A 20,350-nucleotide genomic window follows, 5' to 3' on the forward strand; every position below is an offset into this window, starting at 1 on the left:
TACGATTAATCATTGCGACACTAGCTCAGTTGGTAGAGCGCAACCTTGCCAAGGTTGAGGTCACGAGTTCGAACCTCGTGTGTCGCTCCAAATTCTTTTCGAAGAAAAGAATAGCGCCGCACAACCTAGTTAAGGTTGAGGTCACGCTTCTTTGTTTAAAGAAAGTGAACCTCGTGTGTCGCTGCACTTTCTTTTGTTAGAAAGTGAACAGGTTTAAGTTTTCACCGTACTTAACGGTGACACAATACGGACGCGGGGTGGAGCAGCTTGGTAGCTCGTCGGGCTCATAACCCGAAGGTCGTTGGTTCAAATCCAGCCCCCGCAACCAAATTTAGATTAAGCGTAAATACGATTAATCATTGCGACACTAGCTCAGTTGGTAGAGCGCAACCTTGCCAAGATTGAGGTCACGAGTTCGAACCTCGTGTGTCGCTCCAAATTCTTTTCGAAGAAAAGAATAGCGCCACGCAACCTAGCTAAGGTTGAGGTCACGCCTTTTTATTTAAAGAAAGTGAACCTCGTGTGTCGCTCCAAATTCTCTTGTTAGAGAGTGTAAGTTTTCATCGTACTTAACGGTGACACAATACGGACGCGGGGTGGAGCAGCTTGGTAGCTCGTCGGGCTCATAACCCGAAGGTCGTCGGTTCAAATCCGGCCCCCGCAACCAAATTCAGATTAAGCGTGAATGCGATTAATCATTGCGACACTAGCTCAGTTGGTAGAGCGCAACCTTGCCAAGGTTGAGGTAACGGTTATGTGTCGTTCCAGCTTCTTTCAGAGTATTCTCTGAACTCAAACCAGTATTTGGTTTATGCTCTTTCTTTAATGCTGTGAAGCATAACTCCCTAAAATAAAAATAATCTGCAGTTCTAAGCGGATTTATTGCCGTCTTGATAACTTACGTGCTGAATTTCAATACACAGGTTAGCCTCTGTAGAATCTGGCTTTTCGTCGCTATTTATTCGTATTCATTAACAGAGTTATCCACAAAAAATAATTGTGGATAAGTTGGTGTATAACGTGTTTTTAGTGAAGTGCTGGTAAGCGTCAGTGAAAGATCTTTTAATGCGGCTCTGTTCTCTAATCTTGCTGTCTTTCTGTGTAACTAATTGTTTTTAAATTGATTTTTGTTGTTTTGTCACCATTAGGTCAACTAACTGTATGATCATTAATATCAAGATCTTTGATCCTTGTCATTAATTGCTGATGTGGCTAACTTTTCTTAATTATAGAAAACAGTGTCGTGTTTAAAATTTTGTCCACAAATTGGTATTTTGAGATACATATCAAAGTCTGTGTTCATTAGTTATGCAATTACCTCATTTTTTACGCATCACGCGGTAACCCTTTCTCGACAATTCGAATTAAGCGCTGCTGCTTCTTATTGCTAGAGCATGCACTCGCTGGCTCCGATGATTTTCGTTTTTGTTCTACTAGCGCCCAATGTATATGTTCGTCTAATAAATCAGACAAGCCTAACCTTGTGTTTAGCGCTGCGATAATGCGTTGTGAATATGGCGCGTTTCCTAAAGCGATGGAAAGATTACGCAACCATTGCTGGTGGCCAATTCGGCGAATAGCCGAACCTTCCATATAACGTAAGAAGGTGGCCTCATCCCAAGCAAACAGTTCAACTAAGTCTGGTTCATCCAGTGCTTGACGGCGATGAAAATCACTTTGCTGAGTGAGGTCGGAAAAGCGATTCCAAGGGCAGACCAACTGGCAATCATCACAGCCGTAAATGCGGTTACCCATTGCCTTGCGAAACTCTTCAGCAATTACGCCATCATATTCTATAGTGAGGTAAGAGATGCATCGGCGAGCATCAACAACACCGTCTTCCACGATGGCTTGTGTAGGGCATGAGGTGATGCAGGCAGTGCATTTTCCACATTGATTACTGCTTGGTGTATCGACTGGCAGCGGCAAATCAATCAGTAGTTCACCAAGAAAAAACCAAGAACCACTCTCTTTATCAAGGATAAGCGAATGCTTGCCAGTCCAACCAAGTCCAGCTTTTTGTGCTAAAGGCCGCTCTAGTATTGGGGCGGAGTCCACAAAAGGGCGATAACCGAGTGCCCCCACTTCTTGTTCAATCTTTTCGCCGAGTTTTTTGAGCTGGTTGCGTACCAGTTTATGGTAGTCACGCCCCAGAGCGTAGCGGCTGATATAAGCGTAATTGGGATTATTCAAATCACTGGCAAACCGAGCATCTGGGGGTAAGTAATTCATGCGTGCGCTGATCACACGGACGGTGCCGGGAAGGAGTTCATGTGGCCTAGCTCGCATCATGCCATGGCGCGCCATCCAGTCCATTTCACCGTGAAATCCAGCATCCAACCATTTCTGCAAAGACTCTTCGTGCTCACTGAGATCGATATCGCAGATCCCGACCTTTTCGAAGCCAAGTTCACGTGCCCAGATTTTAATTTTGTCTGCCAGTACTTGGTAGTCCATTATCGATGAGCTCGTTGCAAAAAGGGGCGAGGATCTTAACGGATCCTTTATTGAGGATCTAGGAAATGATCGTCTGTGATGTGGATTAAACTGACATAAAAAGCGAGTTTTTTCCTTTTACTTACAGAAGAGAGCTTGTCTCTCAATTCCAACCCAGTTTACTATTCGAGTTCTTTTGATTTTTATATAGTCAATTTTCGACACTTGAGAGCGGTAATTCATGAGTACTAAGATCTTTACCTTAAAAGACGAACAGCAAACGGTAAAATTAGGCGCAGCTTTGGCTAAGCGATGCTCTGCGCAAACCACGCTTTATTTGCATGGTGATCTCGGTGCTGGAAAAACAACCTTCAGCCGTGGCTTCATCCGCGCATTAGGCCATGTTGGCAACGTCAAGAGCCCGACTTATACCTTAGTTGAACCTTATCAACTAGCCGATTGGCAAGTATACCATTTTGATCTTTATCGCTTGGCCGATCCGGAAGAGTTGGAATTTATGGGTATTCGTGACTATTTCACACCGGATGCGATCTGCCTTGTTGAGTGGCCAGAAAAAGGCAGCGGTCTACTTCCAACCGCAGATATTGATGTTGAGCTACGTTACGATGGCGAACAAAGGCAAGCTTTTCTGAGTGCAAACAGCCCCTATGGATCCTCATTGCTGAGTCAGTTGGAGTTATGTTGAACATCATCCATTTGTTACGAACGATAACTCTATCGCTTGCGGTTTGGGGCTGTGCTTTATTTACTTCAACGGCGCACGCGAATGCATTAGAAGGCGTGCGCGTTTGGCCTTCTCCAGATGAAACTCGAGTGGTTATCGATCTCAAAACTGAAGCGGATTATAGCTATTTCACTTTAAGCAGCCCCGAGCGTTTGGTGGTGGATTTAAAAAACACCACGCTTAATACAAAATTGCCGCTTAAAGTCACGGATAGTCCTGTTCTCAAGCAAATTCGTAATAGCTCGCCTCCGGAGAAAGGGACGTATCGCTTGGTGTTTGAGTTACAGCGCAAAGTGAACCCTCAGCCATTTAAACTTGCGCCAACGCCGGGTGGTCAGTATGGGCATCGTTTGGTGGTTGATTTACCCCACAATTTGGATAGTGATAAGGCGACAGTAAAACCTGCCAGCCAAACTAAAGTGAGCCGCGACGCTTCGCAGTTATTAGGAACCGAGGATATCGTGGTGGCTATTGATGCTGGTCATGGCGGAGAAGATCCCGGTTCGATTGGCCCGACCAAAAAATATGAAAAAAATGCCACCTTAAGTATCTCCAAGAAGATCGCAGATCAAATTAACGCCGTACCGGGAATGAAGGCGGTCATGACACGCAGTGGCGATTACTTTGTCAATCTCAATAAACGTTCTGAAATTGCGCGCCGTAATAAGTCACACCTACTCGTCTCCATTCACGCCGATGCGTTTCATACCCCGCAACCCAGGGGGGGCTCGGTGTTTGTGTTAAATACCAAGCGTGCGAATACGGAAATTGCTCGCTGGGTTGAGAATCACGAACAGCAATCAGAACTGTTAGGTGGTGCTGGTGAAGTGCTGGCAAAAAACAATAGCGATCGAAACGTTAGCCAAACCTTGCTGGACTTGCAATTTAGCCACTCGCAAAAAGAGGGTTACAAGGTGGCAACTCATCTGCTAGGCGAAATGGGAAAAGTAGCCCATTTACATAAAGCAGAGCCAGTCAACGCAAGTTTGGCGGTACTTAAGTCGCCCGATATTCCTTCGGTGTTGGTTGAAACGGGTTTTATTTCTAACCCTACCGAGGAACAATTGCTATTTCAGCGCTCGCATCAAGATAAATTGGCTCGCGCATTGGCAACCGCTATCGTCAAGTATTTTGAAGAAAACCCACCCGAGGGCACTCTGTTTGCTAATCGTGGTAAGACGCAAAAGCACAAAGTGCAGCGTGGGGAATCACTCTCGGTTATCGCTAATAAATATGGCACCTCGACTCAAGCATTAATCGCAACCAACAAACTAAAAAATGCCAATTTGTCGATTGGTCAAATCTTAACGATTCCGGCTACGTCAGCTCCGATTCGCGTTCCTGTGGTCAGCAACCCAGTAGAAACGGAAATTGTTACGCATGTGGTGAAATCTGGCGAGTATTTGGGCAAGATAGCGAGCACGTATAAAGTGAGTGTGGATGCGATTAAACGCGAGAATAACTTGCGTTCAGACACCTTAACGCTGGGGCAGAAACTGAAGATAACGGTGAGTTTGAAGGATAAGCCGCTGCGTAAGCATAAAGTTGAAAAAGGCGAGTTTTTGAGCAAAATTGCCAGCCAATATCAAGTGAGTCTGAATAGTATTCGCCAAGTAAACCAACTTCGGTCTGATCAGCTCGCCATAGGGCAAGTGTTGATCATTCCCAATAAGTAATAATCATGATGACGATTAAGATTCTACCCGCACGTCTTGCTAACCAAATTGCCGCAGGTGAAGTGGTTGAAAGGCCGGCTTCTGTCGTTAAAGAGCTGGTGGAGAATAGCTTGGATTCGGGCGCCTCTCGTATCGATATCGATATCGAAAAGGGAGGTACGAAGCTTATTCGTGTGCGCGATAACGGGCAAGGGATAGTAAAAGAGGAATTGGCGCTCGCTTTAAGCCGCCATGCAACTTCTAAAATTCACACCTTAGATGATTTAGAGGCGATCGTCAGCTTAGGTTTTCGTGGAGAAGCGCTTGCGAGTATTAGCTCAGTCTCTCGGCTTACATTGACGTCTCGTCCAGCCACGCAAGAACAAGCTTGGGCAGCATACAGTGAAGGTCGAGATATGGCGGTTAAGTTGCAGCCAACCGCACACCCGATTGGAACCTCTGTCGAAGTGCTCGATCTGTTCTTTAATACGCCCGCTCGGCGCAAATTTTTACGCACAGAGAAAACAGAATTTACTCACATTGATGAGCTACTAAAACGCATTGCTTTGAGCCAGTTTGATGTCACCATCAATGTGCGCCATAACGGCAAGATGGTACGTCAATATCGAGCGGCTAAAACGGCCGCTCAAGAGGAAAAAAGAATCGCGGCTGTGTGTGGCAACGCTTTTGTTCGCCATATGCTGAACATTGAGTTGGAACATCAAGGGCTTCGCCTGCATGGTTGGATAACGACTCCAGAAGGCGCGCGCCAGCAGAGTGATTTGCAATACTGCTACGTTAATGGGCGGATGATGCGTGACAAGCTGATTAATCATGCTATCCGGCAAAGTTATGAAACCAGCCTGAGAGGCGATCAGTTCGCCACTTATGTACTCTTCATTGAGCTCGATCCCCATCAAGTAGATGTGAATGTCCATCCCGCGAAACATGAGGTGCGTTTCCATCAAGCGCGATTAGTGCATGATTTTATCTATCAAGCACTCAGTAGTGCACTGGCTGAAAGCAAACACATTGAAAAGCCGCAGCTCAAACCATCGGCTTTTCATCAGCCCGATGCGGAGACTGTGGATCGCATTGAGAATGACACTGCAATTGATCGTGTGTGCCAAGAAACTGAGGGGCATAACACCGTTCCAGAGCAAGTGTGGCAAGCGATTGACAACACTCCCGCTTATCCACGAAAAGCTGAGCGAGAAAGCACAACCGCGCACGGCATAGCTGAAACGCCAAAGCGTAGCCATTGGCAGCAAAACGGCTCTCCATCTTCTTCTCGGGCGAAAGCTGAGCACCAGCCAACGGGCTCTCCTTCGAACGGGGAAGTGAAGCTCTATCAAGAGCTGATGGCAACTCAACCGCCGGCTTCTGCAGTCGAACTTTCTCCTATCGCACATCAAGATCAAGGTGAAATGCTGCAGCTCGAACAGTTGGGTAAAGCTATTGCGGTAATCAAAGGGCAGTACCTGTTAATGGGGTCCAAACAGGGCGTCGTATTGCTTTCTCTTATCAAAGGAGCATGGCTGAAAACTCGCGGCCAGTTGCATACCGAACAAGGCGGCTTGAAAAGCCAACCCTTACTCGTGCCGCTCTCCATCAAGCTCTCAGCACAAGAACATCAAGCGTTAGCGCATTGCCAGCCGATGTTGAATACGCTAGGGATTGAGCTTAAAGAACGTCATGGTTCAAGCATCATGGTGATGGGCGTACCTCAACCGTTGAGGCAACAAAACCTGCAAAACTTAATCCCAGATCTGCTATCTTACGTGTCCGCTAATTTTACGGCTGATGATGAACCTATTACGGTGGATCTTGTTGCCGATTGGCTGGCTGAACACATCACTGTGGTGAAAAGTGACTACACTTTGTCTGAAGCCATCCAAATGATTTCGGAACTTGAACAGCTTTGGCAAGGGCAACTTCCTCTTCATGATGCGAGTTTTGTCCGCCCCGTTGATTTTTCTACCACCATAGCGGCCTTGTTGGCATAACGAATTAAAAGAATGATGAATCAAACACAACCATTGGCTCTGTTTTTAATGGGCCCGACCGCATCAGGTAAAACAGATTTGGCGATTCGTCTACGCCAAAAATACCCAGTGGAAATCATCAGTGTCGACTCGGCGCTGATCTACAAAGGCATGGATATTGGCACCGCCAAACCTAATGCACATGAACTGGCACTCGCACCTCATCGTCTGATCGATATTTTGGATCCAAGTGAAGCCTATTCGGCGGCAGATTTTCGTCGCGATGCATTACTTGCAATGCATGATATTACCGCGCAAGGTAAAATTCCTCTGCTCGTTGGGGGAACTATGTTGTATTACAAGGCTCTACTTGAAGGGCTTTCGCCACTTCCTGCAGCTAACCCTGAGATACGGCAACAAATTGAGCAAGAGGCTTTGGAGCATGGTTGGGGGCAGTTACACGATCAATTACAAACGATTGATCCGGTTTCGGCGGCAAGAATTCATCCTAATGATCCACAAAGATTGTCACGAGCATTGGAAGTTTACCGAATTTCAGGTAAAACTCTTACAGAGTTAACTCAAACGAAAGGTGAAAGCCTGCCATTTCGAGTTAAGCAGTTTGCTATAGCTCCCAAGGAAAGGGCTGAGCTCCACCGTCGAATCGAACTCAGGTTTGAAAAGATGATCGAAGCTGGATTTGAAGAAGAAATGAAAGCACTTTATGCTCGAAGCGATCTTCATCCGGATTTGCCATCGATTCGTTGTGTTGGTTATCGACAGATGTGGGACTATTTGGATGGGAATTGTACGTTAGAGGAAGCGGTATATCGTGGAATCTGTGCAACCCGTCAATTGGCCAAGCGTCAGATCACCTGGTTACGCAGCTGGGATGATTTAACTTGGTTAGATAGCGAAAACATTGATCATGCAGTAGAAACTCTCTCAAATGCCATAGCATCTGATGGAGTTAGCTGTGTATAATGTGATCGCTTTTGCGTGATGTACCCTGTAAAGGATCCGTTACTTGATATTTGGCATTATCACCGTCATAACAAGTAGCAACGGGGTTTTTATTCATTTAGCTCAGATGCAAAGGCCGCACCAATAATGCAGTGCACCACTAGCTAAATAACTACAACAAAATACAAATAAGGAAAATAAAATGGCTAAGGGGCAATCTCTACAAGACCCATTCTTAAATGCACTACGTCGTGAGCGCATTCCAGTATCCATCTACCTTGTGAACGGAATTAAGCTTCAAGGTCAGATTGAATCCTTTGATCAATTTGTGATCTTACTGAAAAACACAGTCAATCAAATGGTGTATAAGCATGCGATTTCAACGGTTGTTCCTGCACGTGCAGTGAGCCACCACACTGCTGAGCCACGCACTGGGTCTGATCGTCCATCAGACAAATCAGAAGAGTAATTCTCTGATTAGTATTATTTACTTACAAAGGAGTTGGTTGCTTGTTTGACCGTTACGAAGCCGGTGAGCGAGCGGTACTTGTTCATATCAACTTCACGCAAAAGGGTGAGTGGGATGATCTCAGCGAGTGTGAAATGCTGGTTTCTTCTGCTGGAGTGTCGACACTGCAAATTATTACTGGCAGCCGTCAAACTCCACACCCTAAATATTATGTCGGTGAGGGCAAAGCCCAAGAGATAGCGCATGCGGTTCAAATTGTTGAAGCGGATGTGGTGATCTTCAACCACGCCCTTTCTCCTGCCCAAGAACGTAATCTTGAACAACTATGCCAATGTCGAGTGATTGACCGTACTGGCCTCATCCTCGATATTTTTGCCCAACGAGCACGAACCCATGAAGGGAAGTTGCAAGTAGAGCTGGCACAATTACGCCACATCTCTACGCGATTAATTCGTGGTTGGACGCACCTTGAGCGACAAAAAGGCGGTATAGGCTTACGTGGACCTGGTGAAACGCAGCTAGAAACCGACAGACGTTTATTGCGTGAACGTATTAAAGCGATATTACGCCGCTTAGAGAAAGTCGCTAAGCAGCGAGAACAAGGACGCCGAGCTCGAAATCGAGCTGAGATTCCCACCATATCGCTAGTGGGTTATACCAATGCGGGGAAATCAACGTTATTTAATCGCATTACTGAAGCTGGGGTTTATGCAGCCGATCAACTGTTTGCTACCCTAGATCCTACCTTGCGGAAAATCGAATTGGCGGACGTTGGTACTGCCGTTCTCGCTGACACCGTAGGATTTATTCGTCATCTGCCGCACGATTTAGTTGCAGCATTTAAAGCCACGTTACAAGAAACTCAAGAAGCTGACATTTTGTTACATGTTGTTGATGCCAGTGATGAGCGTTTTCGTGAGAATATCAAAGCCGTCCATGATGTATTAGAAGAGATTGACGCCCATGAGGTGCCAACGCTTGTCGTCATGAACAAGATCGATAATCTAGAAGGCCAACAACCTCGCATCGAAAAAGATGATGAGGGAATACCGAGAACCGTGTGGTTATCAGCCATGGATGGACAGGGTATTGATCTGCTTTTCGAAGCATTGACAGAGCGATTAGCGAGTCAAGTCATTCAATATCAATTGTGTATTCCACCACTGCACCAAGGTCGCATTCGTAGTGCATTTTCACAAATGAAATGTATTCAACAAGAAGAATATGATCCAGATGGTAATTTGTTGATTAACATTCGTATGCAGCAAGTTGATTGGTTTAGACTAGAAAAAAGAGAAGAAGCAGTTTTGCGTGACTTTATAGTTACTTAAAGGACTGCTACAGTATAACGTCATATCAAATGATGGAGCTTTCTAATGGCGTGGAATGAGCCCGGTAATAACAACGGCAACAATGGCCGCGATAATGACCCTTGGGGTAATAATCGTGGTGACAAAAATAAAGGTGGCCGTGATCAAGGACCGCCAGATTTGGATGAGGTTTTCAATAAACTGAGCCAGAAACTGGGCGGACGATTTGGTAAGAAAGGCGGTAAAGGCCCTTCATTCTCTGGTGGTAGCGCAATTGGCTTTGGAGTCATTGCAGCAATCGCAGTTGCGGTGTGGTTCTTTTCTGGTTTCTATACGATTGGTGAAGCTGAGCGTGGCGTCGTGCTGCGTTTAGGTAAGTATGATCGCATCGTTGATCCAGGTTTGAACTGGCGTCCTCGCTTTGTTGATGAAGTGACGGCCGTTAACGTACAAGCGATTCGCTCACTACGTGCATCGGGTTTGATGCTAACCAAAGATGAAAACGTGGTCACTGTTGGCATGGATGTACAATATCGCGTGTCTGATCCATACAAGTACTTGTATCGTGTGACTAATGCTGACGATAGCTTACGCCAAGCAACTGACTCAGCATTACGTGCCGTGGTTGGTGATTCTTTGATGGACAGTATCTTAACCAGTGGCCGTCAGCAAATTCGTCAAAGTACCCAAACGACCTTGAATCAAATCATTGATAGCTATGATATGGGCTTAATGATTGTCGATGTAAACTTCCAGTCGGCTCGTCCGCCAGAGCAAGTGAAAGATGCATTCGATGATGCGATTGCGGCGCGAGAAGATGAAGAGCGTTTCATTCGTGAATCTGAAGCGTATAAGAACGAAATTCTGCCTAAAGCAACAGGCCGAGCAGAACGTTTGAAGAAAGAAGCGCAAGGTTATACAGAACGCACGATTAACGAAGCATTGGGTCAAGTGGCACAGTTTGAAAAACTGCTCCCTGAGTATCAAGCCGCGCCAGATGTGACACGTAATCGTCTCTACCTAGATACTATGGAAGAGGTGTATTCAAACACATCTAAAGTGCTAATTGATTCAGAATCCAGTGGCAATATGCTTTATCTACCGTTGGATCGAATTACAGGCCAAGACAGTAAGAATGACACCAAACGTCAAGATAAATCATCATCAACCTATGATCAGATAGAGCTTGATTCACCAACCAGCAGTGATACAGGTAATACACCGTCTCGCTCTAGCAATACACGTCAAGGGAGATACTAGTAATGCGTAAGTTAATGATCCCAGTATTAGTGATTGCACTGGTATTGATGTTGATGTCGCTGTTTGTGATTCCTGAAGGTGAGCGCGGTATTGTTGTCCGTTTCGGTCGTATTCTGAAAGATAACAATGAAATTGCTCGAATCTACGAACCGGGTTTGCATTTTAAAATGCCACTGTTTGATCGAGTAAGAACGTTAGATGCGCGCATCCAAACAATGGATGGCCGCTCTGACCGTTTCGTGACTTCAGAGAAAAAAGATGTGATCATCGATACCTATGTCAAATGGCGTATTGAAGACTTTGGTCAATACTACTTGGCAACGGGTGGTGGCAATGCATTGACGGCACAAGCACTGTTAGAGCGTAAAGTGACAGACATTCTTCGTTCTGAAATCGGTTCTCGTGAAATCAAACAAATTGTTTCAGGCCCACGTAATAAAGATGTCTTGCCGGAAAGTGCTGATGATGAAGTCGTCACGACTGAGGCTGCGAAACAAGCATTGGAAATCGATGGTCAGCGTGACCAAGTGATGGAAAATGTGTTGGAAGATACGCGTAAAGGCGCACTGAAAGATTTAGGCGTGAGAGTGGTTGATTTCCGTATTAAGAAAATCAACCTCCCAGATGAGATCAGTGAGTCTATCTATCGTCGTATGCGTGCTGAACGTGAGTCAGTAGCTCGTAAACACCGCTCTCAAGGTCGTGAAAAAGCCGAAGTTATTCGTGCTCAAGCTGAACTTGAAGTGGCGACTATCTTAGCGGAAGCGGATAAAACGGCTCGCGTAACTCGCGGTGATGCTGATGCTAAAGCAGCGAAGATTTACTCAGATGTGTACAGTAAAGATCCTGAGTTTTACGGGTTCTTACGTTCGCTGAAAGCCTATGAGAAATCATTTAGCGAGAAGAGTGATATCTTGGTGCTTGATCCTAAGAGTGATTTCTTCAAGTACATGAATAACACCAAAGGTTTGACAACGAAATAATTGACCGTTGTTTATTCAAAGGCTCCTTCAGGGAGCCTTTGTCGTTTATGGCTTTAAGAGAGAAGGCACTATGTCGAATTCAATCTGGCTTGCTGTGGGGCTGGTGTTAATTGCAGAAGGTATTGGACCGTTAATCGCCCCTAATGGCTGGAGAAAGATGGTGGCAGAGCTCAGCCAGCAGCCCGATCATCAACTGCGCCGCATCGGTGGTTGTCTCGTCGTTGCTGGGGGCATCATTGCGTACTACTTCGCACGATAGTGATGCACAATAGCGCGGTAACCGATTTATTATTATCAGTTTATCACTATCAGTATCATCACTATCAATAGTGAGGTGGTGGAGTCTCTTCTGATGGATCCGCTAAATGTGAGGCATCCATATTTTTGACTTTACCAGCCACATATTTCATTTGGTCTTGCATTTTCGTTAGCATGAGCTGCTGTGTTGATAATGCTTGATTGAGTTCATCAATGGTTTGTTCTTGGAAAGCAAGTTGGCATTCCAAGTCACTAACACGCTGTTCTAATTGCTGAATATACTTATCGTTCATAACTAATCGTCGAGTTTCCAAGCTTGAGCAATACCTGCAGAGCTTCCGGTAATAATTCGTTGCTGATGATCAAAGGCCGCATCATACACCACCGCAGTGGGTGGGCGAGCATCTTTTAGCGGTTCTACTTCGAATCCTTGCTGTTTTTTACCACTTTGAGTATCCCAAACCGCGACTTGGCTTGAAGGATTCCCTGTCACAAGCAACCTGCCATCATCGGAAAAACGCGCCGTAGAGAAAATCAATTGTCGTGAAAAACTGCGCAATTTCGCCTGTTCCTTACCCGAGGAGAGATCCCAAATAATGGATTGATTACCACCATCGGAGGTAAAGGCTAATTTTCCCTCTCGCTGCAGCGCTACTCGATTCACCCGCTGCTCATGTTCAAACGATCGTAAAATTTGCCCACTTTGCGTATCCCAAAGGTAGGCAAAATAATCATTACCTCCCGTCAGAGCAAAGCGGCCATTGGGCGATAGGGCGACAGAATTCACTTTTTCTCGATGAGCAAGGAACTCTAGTCGACGTCCAGTGACTAAATCGACGTAAATCGCTTTACCATTGGATAAACCGAGTAGAACTTGTTTTCCGTTATTGGCAATGTCAATGTCTCGGATCAGCCCATCGGAGATGGACCACAAACCTTGAGCTTGTGTCCAACCTAAGTCCCATACAGCAAAGTTAATTTGGCTAGCGGTCACGGCAAAACGGCCATTATCGGAGAGTCGAATATGAGAAACGGTATTGGCTTGTGGGTCTTGAGGTCCCAATTCGGCTAAGGTTTTGTTTTGTTCAAGATCCCATAGAACGAGTTGTCTTTGTTTGGAATAGAGTAGCGCAAAACGACCATCGCGGCTTAAACCGAAACTGGTCGAACCGTTTGGTTCTATATCCCAACGTTGTACATCGCTGTTAGAGAAAAAACAGCCATTTAACATCAAGATGACAATGCAACCTAGGATTGAATGAGAAATTATTCGCATCAAGTCTAATTATCCGCTTTGAGTGTAAAGACAATCTATCAACATATCGCTATATTGGTACAACTCTGTTTAGCGCACCAGTTTTTCACTGAAATTTGTGCGTAATAACAAAAGGTTTGCCTACAAATTGGAGAAATAAATGAAATCATTGTTTAAAGTGTCACTGCTTGCGGCAACCGTCATGCTTGCAGTTGGCTGCCAGAAAGATGAAGCCCCGAAAACTGAAGCAGCACCTGCAGCAGAACAAGTACAAACGGAAGCGGGAAAAACGGTTCACTTTAAAACAGAAGATGACAAAGCGGCTTACGCGATTGGCGTCTCTTTTGCAAATTACCTCAGCACCAGCATTGAAAAACCAGCCGAAATTGGTATCAATCTGAATAAAGATCTGGTTCTAAAAGGGATTGAACATGTCTTCGCGGGCAATGCTGAGTTGAGTGAAGAAGAGACACGCGCAGCGCTAGAAGCTCTAGATAAACGCGTTTCTGAAACCATGCAAGCGAAAGCCGCTGAAAAAGCGGCTGCTGCTGAAAAAGCTGGTGACGAATTCCGCGCTGAATTTGAAAAACAAGATGGCGTAAAGAAAACTGAATCTGGTTTACTGTACCAAGTACTGACGCCAGCAAAAGGTGAGTCACCAAAAGAGACCGATACTGTTCAAGTTCATTACAAAGGGACACTGGCTGACGGTACTCAATTTGATAGCTCGTATGATCGTGGTGAGCCAGCGACATTCCCACTCAATCGGGTTATTCCTGGTTGGACAGAAGGTGTGCAACTGATGCAAGTGGGATCAAAATACAAGTTTGTTATCCCGCCGCAACTGGCTTACGGTGAGCAAGATACGCCGACTATTCCAGCAAACTCAACACTTGTGTTTGAAGTGGAGTTACTAAAAATTGATAACGGTAGCGATGCAGCTAAATAATATCAGCCATTGTTGAACTGTTGTAACCAGCTCAAAGGCCTGATGAATCAGGCCTTTTCTGTCTCTAACGACTCACGAATTAGTTGTCCTAAATCACTTGTTAGTGACTTAACAGAGTTTTCGATTAAAATTTTCTGATAAACTTACGTCAATTTGTTGATTTTTCGCTCTAAGGCTAGATAACAGTGACAACGACAGAAACTCTAAACGCGGATATGTTGCTTGAAATGGAATCCGTGCACGTGATGCCATTTAGTGATCACGATAAAATCATTCTTCGCTCCTATGAAGCTGTGGTTGACGGTATCGCCAGCCTGATTGGCCCTTTTTGTGAGATCGTTTTGCACTCATTAGAAGATCTCAATACCTCGGCGATTAAAATTGCCAATGGTGAAAATACGGGCCGCCAAGTTGGTTCCCCGATCACCGATCTTGCACTGCGTATGCTGAAAGATATTGAAGGATCGGAGCGTAACTTCTCACGATCGTATTTCTCTCGCGCCAAGGGTGGTGTGTTGATGAAATCGATTACGGTCGCGATTCGTAATGGTGATAACCGAGTCATTGGCTTACTTTGTATCAACGTCAATTTAGATGCTCCGTTCTCACAAGTTCTGCAATCATTCATGCCGACTCAGGAAGCTCAGGAAGCCGCCTCGTCGGTTAACTTTGCCAGTGATGTAGAAGAGCTGGTGGATCAGACGGTAGAGCGTACCATCGAAGAGATCAACGCCGATAAATCAGTGTCTAACAATACCAAGAACCGTCAGATTGTGATGGAGCTGTATGACAAAGGCATTTTTGACATCAAAGATGCGATTAACCGCGTAGCTGATCGGCTCAATATCTCTAAACATACTGTCTATCTCTACATTCGCCAACGCAAGACCGGAGATGAATGTTAGTGGAGCCAGTATTGAGTTACACATTATTGGTCAATGGCTCAGTGTATGGCACACAGGCAGCGCGTAGTGCTTATCTGTTTGCCTGTGCATTGCTAGAAAAAGGGCATTCACTCAAGCAAGTATTTTTTTATCAAGATGGTGTTTTCAATGGCTCTGCGATCACCGCGCCTGCGAACGATGAGTTTGATCTTGTGAAAGCATGGCAGAAGCTGTCTACTGAACACCATGTACGCTTAGAAACCTGTGTTGCTGCAGCGTTACGTCGTGGCATTATCAGTGAAAATGAAGCTCAGCAACACCAGCTCACTGCGCATAATTTGGCACAAGGTTTTGCTCAAACTGGGTTAGGAAGTTTGGCTGAAGCGTTATTGACTCAAGATCGAGTGGTACAGTTTTGAAAAAAATCGGTTTTGTTTTTCATTCTTCGCCTCATTCTAGTTCGGCTGGAAGAGAAGGGCTGGATGCTGTACTGGCAGCCTCTGCCTATTGTGATGCGATCTCGCTCTTTTTTGTTGGGTTTGGGGTGACGCAAATCGTTGCCAACCAATCACCGCAACAACTGCTTAGCCGTGACTACATCAGTGCGTTTAAACTGCTTGAGTTATACGATATTGAACACCTTTATCTGTGTGAGCAAAGCGTTGAAGAGTTGGGGTTAGCATCGGCTCAATGGGTAATTGATGTTGAAAAAAAATCGCCTCAGCAAATCGCTCAGTTACTTCACGAGTGCGATCAAGTACTAACTTTCTAAGGTGTACCTATGCTGCATATTGTAAAAGACACGGCAAAACTGGCCTTAGCGCAGCGTTATTGTTTGGCTGAGGATAGTATTATCTTGGTTGAAGAAGCGGTTTATATGAGTAACCCTAGTGCGGGCTCTTTTTTACTACTCAACGATCTGAACAGGGTTTATGTCTTACTTGAGGATCTCTGCGCGCGTGGGGTGCAGGATCTCTGCTCAGTACAAATTACCAAAGTGGATTTCTCTGGTTTGGTTGAACTTACTACTAATCATGAAAAATCAATCACTTGGTAGATTTTCTTATCACTATTACCCCTCTATTACCCACCCTTTACTTATGGTGGTTAAAAAAGATCTGTATATTTCTTGACACACCTCTCACTGCTGCATAGAATTTTGCGTCCCTATTTGTACTAAGTGCACTAGGGACTAGATTTTTCACAAAGCTTACTTTAAGTAAATTCAGGAGCTAGTTAATGGCAACTATTAACCAGTTGGTCCGCAATCCTCGTGTAAAGCAAGTTGTTAAAAGCAACGTGCCAGCACTAGAAGCGTGCCCACAAAAACGTGGTGTATGTACACGTGTTTACACTACTACACCTAAAAAACCTAACTCAGCACTTCGTAAAGTATGTCGTGTTCGTCTAACGAACGGCTTCGAAGTGACTTCGTACATCGGCGGTGAAGGTCACAACCTTCAAGAGCACTCAGTTGTTCTTATCCGTGGCGGTCGTGTAAAAGACCTTCCAGGTGTGCGTTACCACACAATCCGTGGTGCACTTGACTGTGCAGGCGTAAACGACCGTAAACAAGCTCGTTCTAAATACGGTGTGAAACGTCCTAAATCTTAATGGATTTCCGTTAAGTAAGGCCAAACACTAAATTATTTAATTTTTGAAGAAACTGAAAAGTTTTGGATAACCTGAAAAAGACAACGGAGAATATCCATGCCACGTCGTCGCGTTATTGGTCAGCGTAAGATCCTTCCAGATCCAAAGTTCAAGTCTGAACTGCTGGCAAAATTCGTTAACATTCTTATGGTTGACGGTAAAAAATCTACTGCAGAGAAAATTGTTTACACTGCACTAGACACTATGGCTGAGAAATCTGGCAAAGGTCACTTAGCTGTATTTGAAGAAGCTCTTGAAAACGTACGTCCAGCGGTCGAAGTTAAATCTCGCCGCGTGGGTGGTTCAACTTACCAAGTGCCAGTAGAAGTACGTCCGGTTCGCCGTAACGCACTTGCTATGCGTTGGGTAGTTGATGCTGCGCGTAAGCGTGGTGAAAAATCTATGGCTGCTCGCCTAGCTGCTGAAATGCTAGACGCGTCAGAAAATAAAGGTACTGCTGTTAAGAAACGTGAAGACGTTCACCGTATGGCAGAAGCGAACAAAGCATTCGCTCATTACCGCTGGTAATACCTTCTGTGCTGCGAGGTTCTCTCGCAGCACATTTTCATACTCTAAGGATTACCTTAGTAAGAGGATACAATCGTGGCTCGGAAAACTCCTATTGAGCGCTACCGCAACATCGGTATATGTGCTCACGTAGATGCAGGTAAAACAACCACTACTGAGCGTATTCTGTTCTACACTGGCCTTTCTCACAAAATCGGCGAAGTTCACGATGGTGCTGCAACCATGGACTGGATGGAGCAGGAGCAAGAACGTGGTATCACTATCACTTCTGCTGCTACGACAACCTTCTGGCGTGGTATGGAAGCACAGTTCCAAGATCATCGCGTAAACATCATTGATACCCCAGGACACGTTGACTTTACAATTGAAGTAGAGCGTTCACTTCGTGTGCTTGATGGTGCAGTGGTTGTATTCTGTGGCTCATCTGGTGTTGAACCCCAGTCTGAAACTGTATGGCGTCAAGCTGACAAATACGGTGTTCCTCGCATGGTGTTCGTTAATAAAATGGACCGTGCTGGCGCAGACTTTTTACGCGTTGTAAACCAAATTAAACATCGTCTTGGTGCGACTCCTGTTCCTATTCAATTAAATATTGGTGCGGAAGAAGAGTTCAAAGGTGTCATCGACCTTATCAAGATGAAAGCCATCAACTGGAATGAAGCCGATCAAGGCATGACGTTTACTTACGAAGACATTCCAGAAGATATGCTTGAGTTGGCCGAAGAATGGCACAACAACCTAGTAGAAGCGGCAGCGGAAGCTAGTGAAGAGTTAATGGAAAAGTATCTTGAAGACGGCGAGCTGACAGAAGCGGAAATCAAACAAGCGCTACGGACTCGTACCATTAACAATGAAATCGTATTGGCCACTTGTGGTAGTGCCTTTAAAAATAAAGGTGTACAAGCGGTATTGGATGCGGTTGTTGAATATTTGCCTTCACCGGTAGATGTACCAGCCATTAAAGGCGTGGATGAAAACGAGAACGAAGTAGAACGTCACGCTGACGACAACGAACCTTTCTCGGCACTTGCATTTAAGATTGCCACTGACCCATTTGTTGGGACATTGACTTTCATGCGTGTTTACTCTGGTGTGGTGAACTCTGGCGATGCCGTTTACAACTCAGTGAAACAGAAAAAAGAACGTTTTGGTCGTATCGTACAGATGCATGCCAACAAACGTGAAGAGATTAAAGAAGTTCGTGCTGGCGATATTGCGGCTGCGATCGGCTTAAAAGATGTCACTACAGGCGATACGCTGTGTAACCCAGACCACAAAGTGGTTCTTGAGCGCATGGAATTCCCTGAGCCAGTGATTCAAATTGCGGTAGAGCCTCGCTCTAAAGCTGACCAAGAAAAAATGGGTATTGCGCTAGGTAAACTGGCGGCGGAAGACCCATCTTTCCGTGTCGAAACCGATAAGGAAACAGGTCAAACGTTGATCTCTGGTATGGGTGAGCTTCACCTAGACATCATTGTTGATCGCATGAAGCGTGAGTTCAGTGTGGACTGTAACGTTGGTAAACCACAAGTGGCTTACCGCGAAACTATCCGTGGAAAAGCGGAAGTAGAAGGCAAGTTCGTTCGTCAATCTGGTGGTCGTGGTCAATATGGTCACGTTTGGCTTAAGATTGAACCTGCGGAACTCGGTGAAGGCTTTGTCTTTGTCGACGAAATCGTTGGTGGTGTGATTCCTAAGGAATACATCAGCTCGGTTGCGAAAGGTATCGAAGAGCAAATGAACAACGGTGTGTTAGCTGGTTATCCGATTCTGGATGTGAAAGCGACATTATTCGATGGTTCATATCATGATGTCGACTCAAGCGAGATGGCGTTTAAGATTGCTGGTTCGATGGCGTTCAAGAAAGGTGCTTTAGAAGCGCTGCCTGTTCTTCTTGAACCAATGATGAAAGTTGAAGTAACTACTCCAGAAGATTGGATGGGTGATGTTGTGGGTGACTTAAACCGTCGTCGCGGCATGATTGAAGGTATGGATGAAGGCCATGCAGGCCTTAAGATTATCCATGCTAGAGTCCCTCTATCGGAAATGTTTGGTTATGCAACAGACTTACGATCTGCCACTCAGGGTCGCGCCTCTTACTCCATGGAGTTTGCAGAGTACGCTGATGTGCCAAAAAATGTTGCAGAAGCAATCATTGCAGAACGTGGTTAACTGTTATTTGTTTAATAACGAATCTATTGCGCTGATGAGAGTTGGCGCATAAAATAGCAATTTCTGGCGCGTCTTGAGCTATATGTGACTCAAGACGAATCATAACTAGGAAGGAACACGATCGTGTCTAAAGCAAAATTTGAACGTACGAAACCGCACGTAAACGTTGGTACTATCGGCCACGTTGACCACGGTAAAACAACTCTAACTGCTGCTATCTGTACTACACTTGCAAAAGTGTACGGTGGTGAAGCGAAAGACTTCGCATCTATCGATAACGCTCCAGAAGAGCGCGAGCGCGGTATTACAATCAATACTTCTCACGTAGAGTACGATACACCAGCACGCCACTACGCACACGTAGACTGCCCAGGACACGCTGACTATGTTAAAAACATGATCACAGGTGCTGCGCAAATGGACGGCGGTATCCTAGTTGTTGCTGCAACAGATGGCCCAATGCCACAAACTCGTGAGCACATCCTACTTGGTCGCCAAGTTGGTATTCCTTACATCATCGTATTCATGAACAAATGTGACATGGTTGATGATGAAGAGCTTCTAGAGCTAGTAGAAATGGAAGTTCGTGAGCTTCTATCTGAGTACGATTTCCCAGGTGATGACCTACCAGTTATCCAAGGTTCTGCACTAGGCGCACTAAACGGCGAAGAGCAGTGGGAAGCGAAAATCATTGAACTTGCTGAAGCGCTAGACACTTACATTCCAGAGCCTGAGCGTGCAGTAGACCAAGCATTCCTACTACCAATCGAAGACGTATTCTCAATCCAAGGTCGTGGTACAGTAGTAACTGGCCGTATCGAGCGCGGTATCCTACGTGTAGGTGA

At 45.3% G+C, this 20,350-nt stretch carries 21 protein-coding genes and 5 tRNA genes; 23 read left to right on the plus strand and 3 right to left on the minus strand.

All coding sequences use genetic code 11. The features are described from left to right. The first annotated feature begins 14 nt into the window (after positions 1-14). From AACT18_RS13705 to AACT18_RS13725, 5 genes are all read left to right on the plus strand, one after another. Positions 15-90 (plus strand) — tRNA-Gly (locus AACT18_RS13705). Between the two features lie 161 nt (positions 91-251). Next, a tRNA-Met gene (locus AACT18_RS13710) sits at positions 252-328 on the plus strand. Between the two features lie 33 nt (positions 329-361). Beyond that, positions 362-437 (plus strand) — tRNA-Gly (locus AACT18_RS13715). A gap of 153 nt (positions 438-590) precedes the next feature. After that, positions 591-667, plus strand: a tRNA-Met gene (locus AACT18_RS13720). Between the two features lie 33 nt (positions 668-700). Further along, a tRNA-Gly gene (locus AACT18_RS13725) sits at positions 701-767 on the plus strand. Positions 768-1,326: 559 nt separating this feature from the next. Here the strand turns inward: AACT18_RS13725 and queG are convergent. Continuing rightward, the gene (queG, locus tag AACT18_RS13730; RefSeq protein ID WP_029190010.1) at positions 1,327-2,457 is read right to left on the minus strand and encodes a tRNA epoxyqueuosine(34) reductase QueG; all 1,131 of its coding nucleotides are present in this window, start codon (positions 2,455-2,457) and stop codon (positions 1,327-1,329) included. Between the two features lie 220 nt (positions 2,458-2,677). Between queG and tsaE the strand changes: the two genes are divergently transcribed. The 9 genes from tsaE to AACT18_RS13775 all read left to right on the plus strand — a co-directional run bounded on the left by tsaE (position 2,678) and on the right by AACT18_RS13775 (position 12,065). Continuing rightward, positions 2,678-3,142, plus strand: coding sequence for a tRNA (adenosine(37)-N6)-threonylcarbamoyltransferase complex ATPase subunit type 1 TsaE (gene tsaE, locus AACT18_RS13735; RefSeq protein WP_010318946.1), 465 nt, complete (start codon positions 2,678-2,680; stop codon positions 3,140-3,142). Next, complete coding sequence (locus AACT18_RS13740) at positions 3,136-4,857, plus strand: N-acetylmuramoyl-L-alanine amidase (protein ID WP_019281423.1); 1,722 nt, start codon at positions 3,136-3,138, stop codon at positions 4,855-4,857. The genes tsaE and AACT18_RS13740 overlap by 7 nt, the downstream gene beginning before the upstream one ends. An 8-nt stretch (positions 4,858-4,865) precedes the next feature. After that, positions 4,866-6,842, plus strand: a complete 1,977-nt coding sequence (gene mutL / locus AACT18_RS13745) for a DNA mismatch repair endonuclease MutL (RefSeq protein WP_176428361.1) — start codon at positions 4,866-4,868, stop codon at positions 6,840-6,842. A gap of 15 nt (positions 6,843-6,857) precedes the next feature. Beyond that, positions 6,858-7,805, plus strand: coding sequence for a tRNA (adenosine(37)-N6)-dimethylallyltransferase MiaA (gene miaA, locus AACT18_RS13750; RefSeq protein ID WP_026028203.1), 948 nt, complete (start codon positions 6,858-6,860; stop codon positions 7,803-7,805). 181 nt (positions 7,806-7,986) lie between these two features. Beyond that, the gene (hfq, locus tag AACT18_RS13755; RefSeq protein ID WP_013857931.1) at positions 7,987-8,253 is read left to right on the plus strand and encodes an RNA chaperone Hfq; all 267 of its coding nucleotides are present in this window, start codon (positions 7,987-7,989) and stop codon (positions 8,251-8,253) included. 41 nt (positions 8,254-8,294) lie between these two features. Next, positions 8,295-9,584: a ribosome rescue GTPase HflX gene (gene hflX / locus AACT18_RS13760; RefSeq protein WP_094124956.1), complete on the plus strand. Its 1,290-nt coding sequence runs from the start codon at positions 8,295-8,297 to the stop codon at positions 9,582-9,584. 45 nt (positions 9,585-9,629) lie between these two features. Beyond that, positions 9,630-10,823 carry an FtsH protease activity modulator HflK gene (gene hflK / locus AACT18_RS13765; protein WP_013857930.1) on the plus strand — a complete coding sequence of 398 codons (1,194 nt, stop codon included), beginning with the start codon at positions 9,630-9,632 and terminating at the stop codon, positions 10,821-10,823. Positions 10,824-10,825: 2 nt separating this feature from the next. Beyond that, entirely contained in the window at positions 10,826-11,806 is a 981-nt protein-coding gene (hflC, locus tag AACT18_RS13770; RefSeq protein ID WP_013857929.1) for a protease modulator HflC, read from the plus strand. A gap of 70 nt (positions 11,807-11,876) precedes the next feature. Then, a complete protein-coding gene (locus AACT18_RS13775; RefSeq protein ID WP_017043313.1) occupies positions 11,877-12,065 on the plus strand; it encodes a DUF2065 domain-containing protein in 189 nt (62 codons plus the stop codon). 64 nt (positions 12,066-12,129) lie between these two features. On the opposite strand, the gene AACT18_RS13780 is transcribed toward AACT18_RS13775, so the two are convergent. Together AACT18_RS13780 and AACT18_RS13785 are read right to left on the minus strand one after the other, a co-directional pair. After that, a complete protein-coding gene (locus tag AACT18_RS13780) occupies positions 12,130-12,357 on the minus strand; it encodes a SlyX family protein (RefSeq protein ID WP_010318937.1) in 228 nt (75 codons plus the stop codon). Positions 12,358-12,359: 2 nt separating this feature from the next. Continuing rightward, on the minus strand, positions 12,360-13,340 hold the full coding sequence (locus AACT18_RS13785; RefSeq protein ID WP_026027456.1) for a WD40 repeat domain-containing protein: 981 nt from the start codon (positions 13,338-13,340) through the stop codon (positions 12,360-12,362). 139 nt (positions 13,341-13,479) lie between these two features. Between AACT18_RS13785 and fkpA the strand changes: the two genes are divergently transcribed. The 9 genes from fkpA to AACT18_RS13830 form a co-directional block, all read left to right on the plus strand. Beyond that, entirely contained in the window at positions 13,480-14,268 is a 789-nt protein-coding gene (fkpA, locus tag AACT18_RS13790) for an FKBP-type peptidyl-prolyl cis-trans isomerase (RefSeq protein WP_094124957.1), read from the plus strand. A gap of 185 nt (positions 14,269-14,453) precedes the next feature. Continuing rightward, positions 14,454-15,173 carry a helix-turn-helix transcriptional regulator gene (locus AACT18_RS13795; RefSeq protein WP_013857924.1) on the plus strand — a complete coding sequence of 240 codons (720 nt, stop codon included), beginning with the start codon at positions 14,454-14,456 and terminating at the stop codon, positions 15,171-15,173. Next, complete coding sequence (tusD, locus tag AACT18_RS13800) at positions 15,167-15,571, plus strand: sulfurtransferase complex subunit TusD (protein WP_010318933.1); 405 nt, start codon at positions 15,167-15,169, stop codon at positions 15,569-15,571. Before AACT18_RS13795 ends, tusD begins: the two co-directional genes overlap by 7 nt. Continuing rightward, positions 15,568-15,924 carry a sulfurtransferase complex subunit TusC gene (tusC, locus tag AACT18_RS13805; RefSeq protein ID WP_064624234.1) on the plus strand — a complete coding sequence of 119 codons (357 nt, stop codon included), beginning with the start codon at positions 15,568-15,570 and terminating at the stop codon, positions 15,922-15,924. The genes tusD and tusC overlap by 4 nt, the downstream gene beginning before the upstream one ends. A 9-nt stretch (positions 15,925-15,933) precedes the next feature. Beyond that, positions 15,934-16,209: a sulfurtransferase complex subunit TusB gene (gene tusB / locus AACT18_RS13810; RefSeq protein ID WP_010318931.1), complete on the plus strand. Its 276-nt coding sequence runs from the start codon at positions 15,934-15,936 to the stop codon at positions 16,207-16,209. Between the two features lie 182 nt (positions 16,210-16,391). After that, positions 16,392-16,766, plus strand: coding sequence for a 30S ribosomal protein S12 (rpsL, locus tag AACT18_RS13815; protein ID WP_010318930.1), 375 nt, complete (start codon positions 16,392-16,394; stop codon positions 16,764-16,766). Positions 16,767-16,862: 96 nt separating this feature from the next. Further along, entirely contained in the window at positions 16,863-17,333 is a 471-nt protein-coding gene (rpsG, locus tag AACT18_RS13820) for a 30S ribosomal protein S7 (protein ID WP_013857921.1), read from the plus strand. Between the two features lie 75 nt (positions 17,334-17,408). After that, on the plus strand, positions 17,409-19,505 hold the full coding sequence (fusA, locus tag AACT18_RS13825; RefSeq protein ID WP_094124958.1) for an elongation factor G: 2,097 nt from the start codon (positions 17,409-17,411) through the stop codon (positions 19,503-19,505). 123 nt (positions 19,506-19,628) lie between these two features. Further along, positions 19,629-20,350, plus strand: a 722-nt coding sequence (locus AACT18_RS13830; RefSeq protein WP_141138130.1) for an elongation factor Tu, incomplete at its 3' end; no start/stop codon positions are given.

Source organism: Vibrio sp. V04_P4A5T148, assembly GCF_963875605.1.
Lineage (GTDB): Bacteria > Pseudomonadota > Gammaproteobacteria > Enterobacterales > Vibrionaceae > Vibrio > Vibrio anguillarum.

What these genes read in the sequence shown, in the direction of transcription:
- rpsL (WP_010318930.1), top strand. Translation starts at nt 16,392, where the DNA reads ATGGCAACTATTAACCAGTTGGTCCGCAATCCTCGTGTAAAGCAAGTT.
- tsaE (WP_010318946.1), top strand. Translation starts at nt 2,678, where the DNA reads ATGAGTACTAAGATCTTTACCTTAAAAGACGAACAGCAAACGGTAAAA.
- AACT18_RS13740 (WP_019281423.1), top strand. Translation starts at nt 3,136, where the DNA reads ATGTTGAACATCATCCATTTGTTACGAACGATAACTCTATCGCTTGCG.
- rpsG (WP_013857921.1), top strand. Translation starts at nt 16,863, where the DNA reads ATGCCACGTCGTCGCGTTATTGGTCAGCGTAAGATCCTTCCAGATCCA.
- queG (WP_029190010.1), bottom strand. Translation starts at nt 2,457, where the DNA reads ATGGACTACCAAGTACTGGCAGACAAAATTAAAATCTGGGCACGTGAA.
- mutL (WP_176428361.1), top strand. Translation starts at nt 4,866, where the DNA reads ATGACGATTAAGATTCTACCCGCACGTCTTGCTAACCAAATTGCCGCA.
- AACT18_RS13775 (WP_017043313.1), top strand. Translation starts at nt 11,877, where the DNA reads ATGTCGAATTCAATCTGGCTTGCTGTGGGGCTGGTGTTAATTGCAGAA.
- hflC (WP_013857929.1), top strand. Translation starts at nt 10,826, where the DNA reads ATGCGTAAGTTAATGATCCCAGTATTAGTGATTGCACTGGTATTGATG.
- hflK (WP_013857930.1), top strand. Translation starts at nt 9,630, where the DNA reads ATGGCGTGGAATGAGCCCGGTAATAACAACGGCAACAATGGCCGCGAT.
- miaA (WP_026028203.1), top strand. Translation starts at nt 6,858, where the DNA reads ATGAATCAAACACAACCATTGGCTCTGTTTTTAATGGGCCCGACCGCA.
- AACT18_RS13780 (WP_010318937.1), bottom strand. Translation starts at nt 12,357, where the DNA reads ATGAACGATAAGTATATTCAGCAATTAGAACAGCGTGTTAGTGACTTG.
- fkpA (WP_094124957.1), top strand. Translation starts at nt 13,480, where the DNA reads ATGAAATCATTGTTTAAAGTGTCACTGCTTGCGGCAACCGTCATGCTT.
- AACT18_RS13785 (WP_026027456.1), bottom strand. Translation starts at nt 13,340, where the DNA reads ATGCGAATAATTTCTCATTCAATCCTAGGTTGCATTGTCATCTTGATG.
- hfq (WP_013857931.1), top strand. Translation starts at nt 7,987, where the DNA reads ATGGCTAAGGGGCAATCTCTACAAGACCCATTCTTAAATGCACTACGT.
- tusD (WP_010318933.1), top strand. Translation starts at nt 15,167, where the DNA reads ATGTTAGTGGAGCCAGTATTGAGTTACACATTATTGGTCAATGGCTCA.
- tusB (WP_010318931.1), top strand. Translation starts at nt 15,934, where the DNA reads ATGCTGCATATTGTAAAAGACACGGCAAAACTGGCCTTAGCGCAGCGT.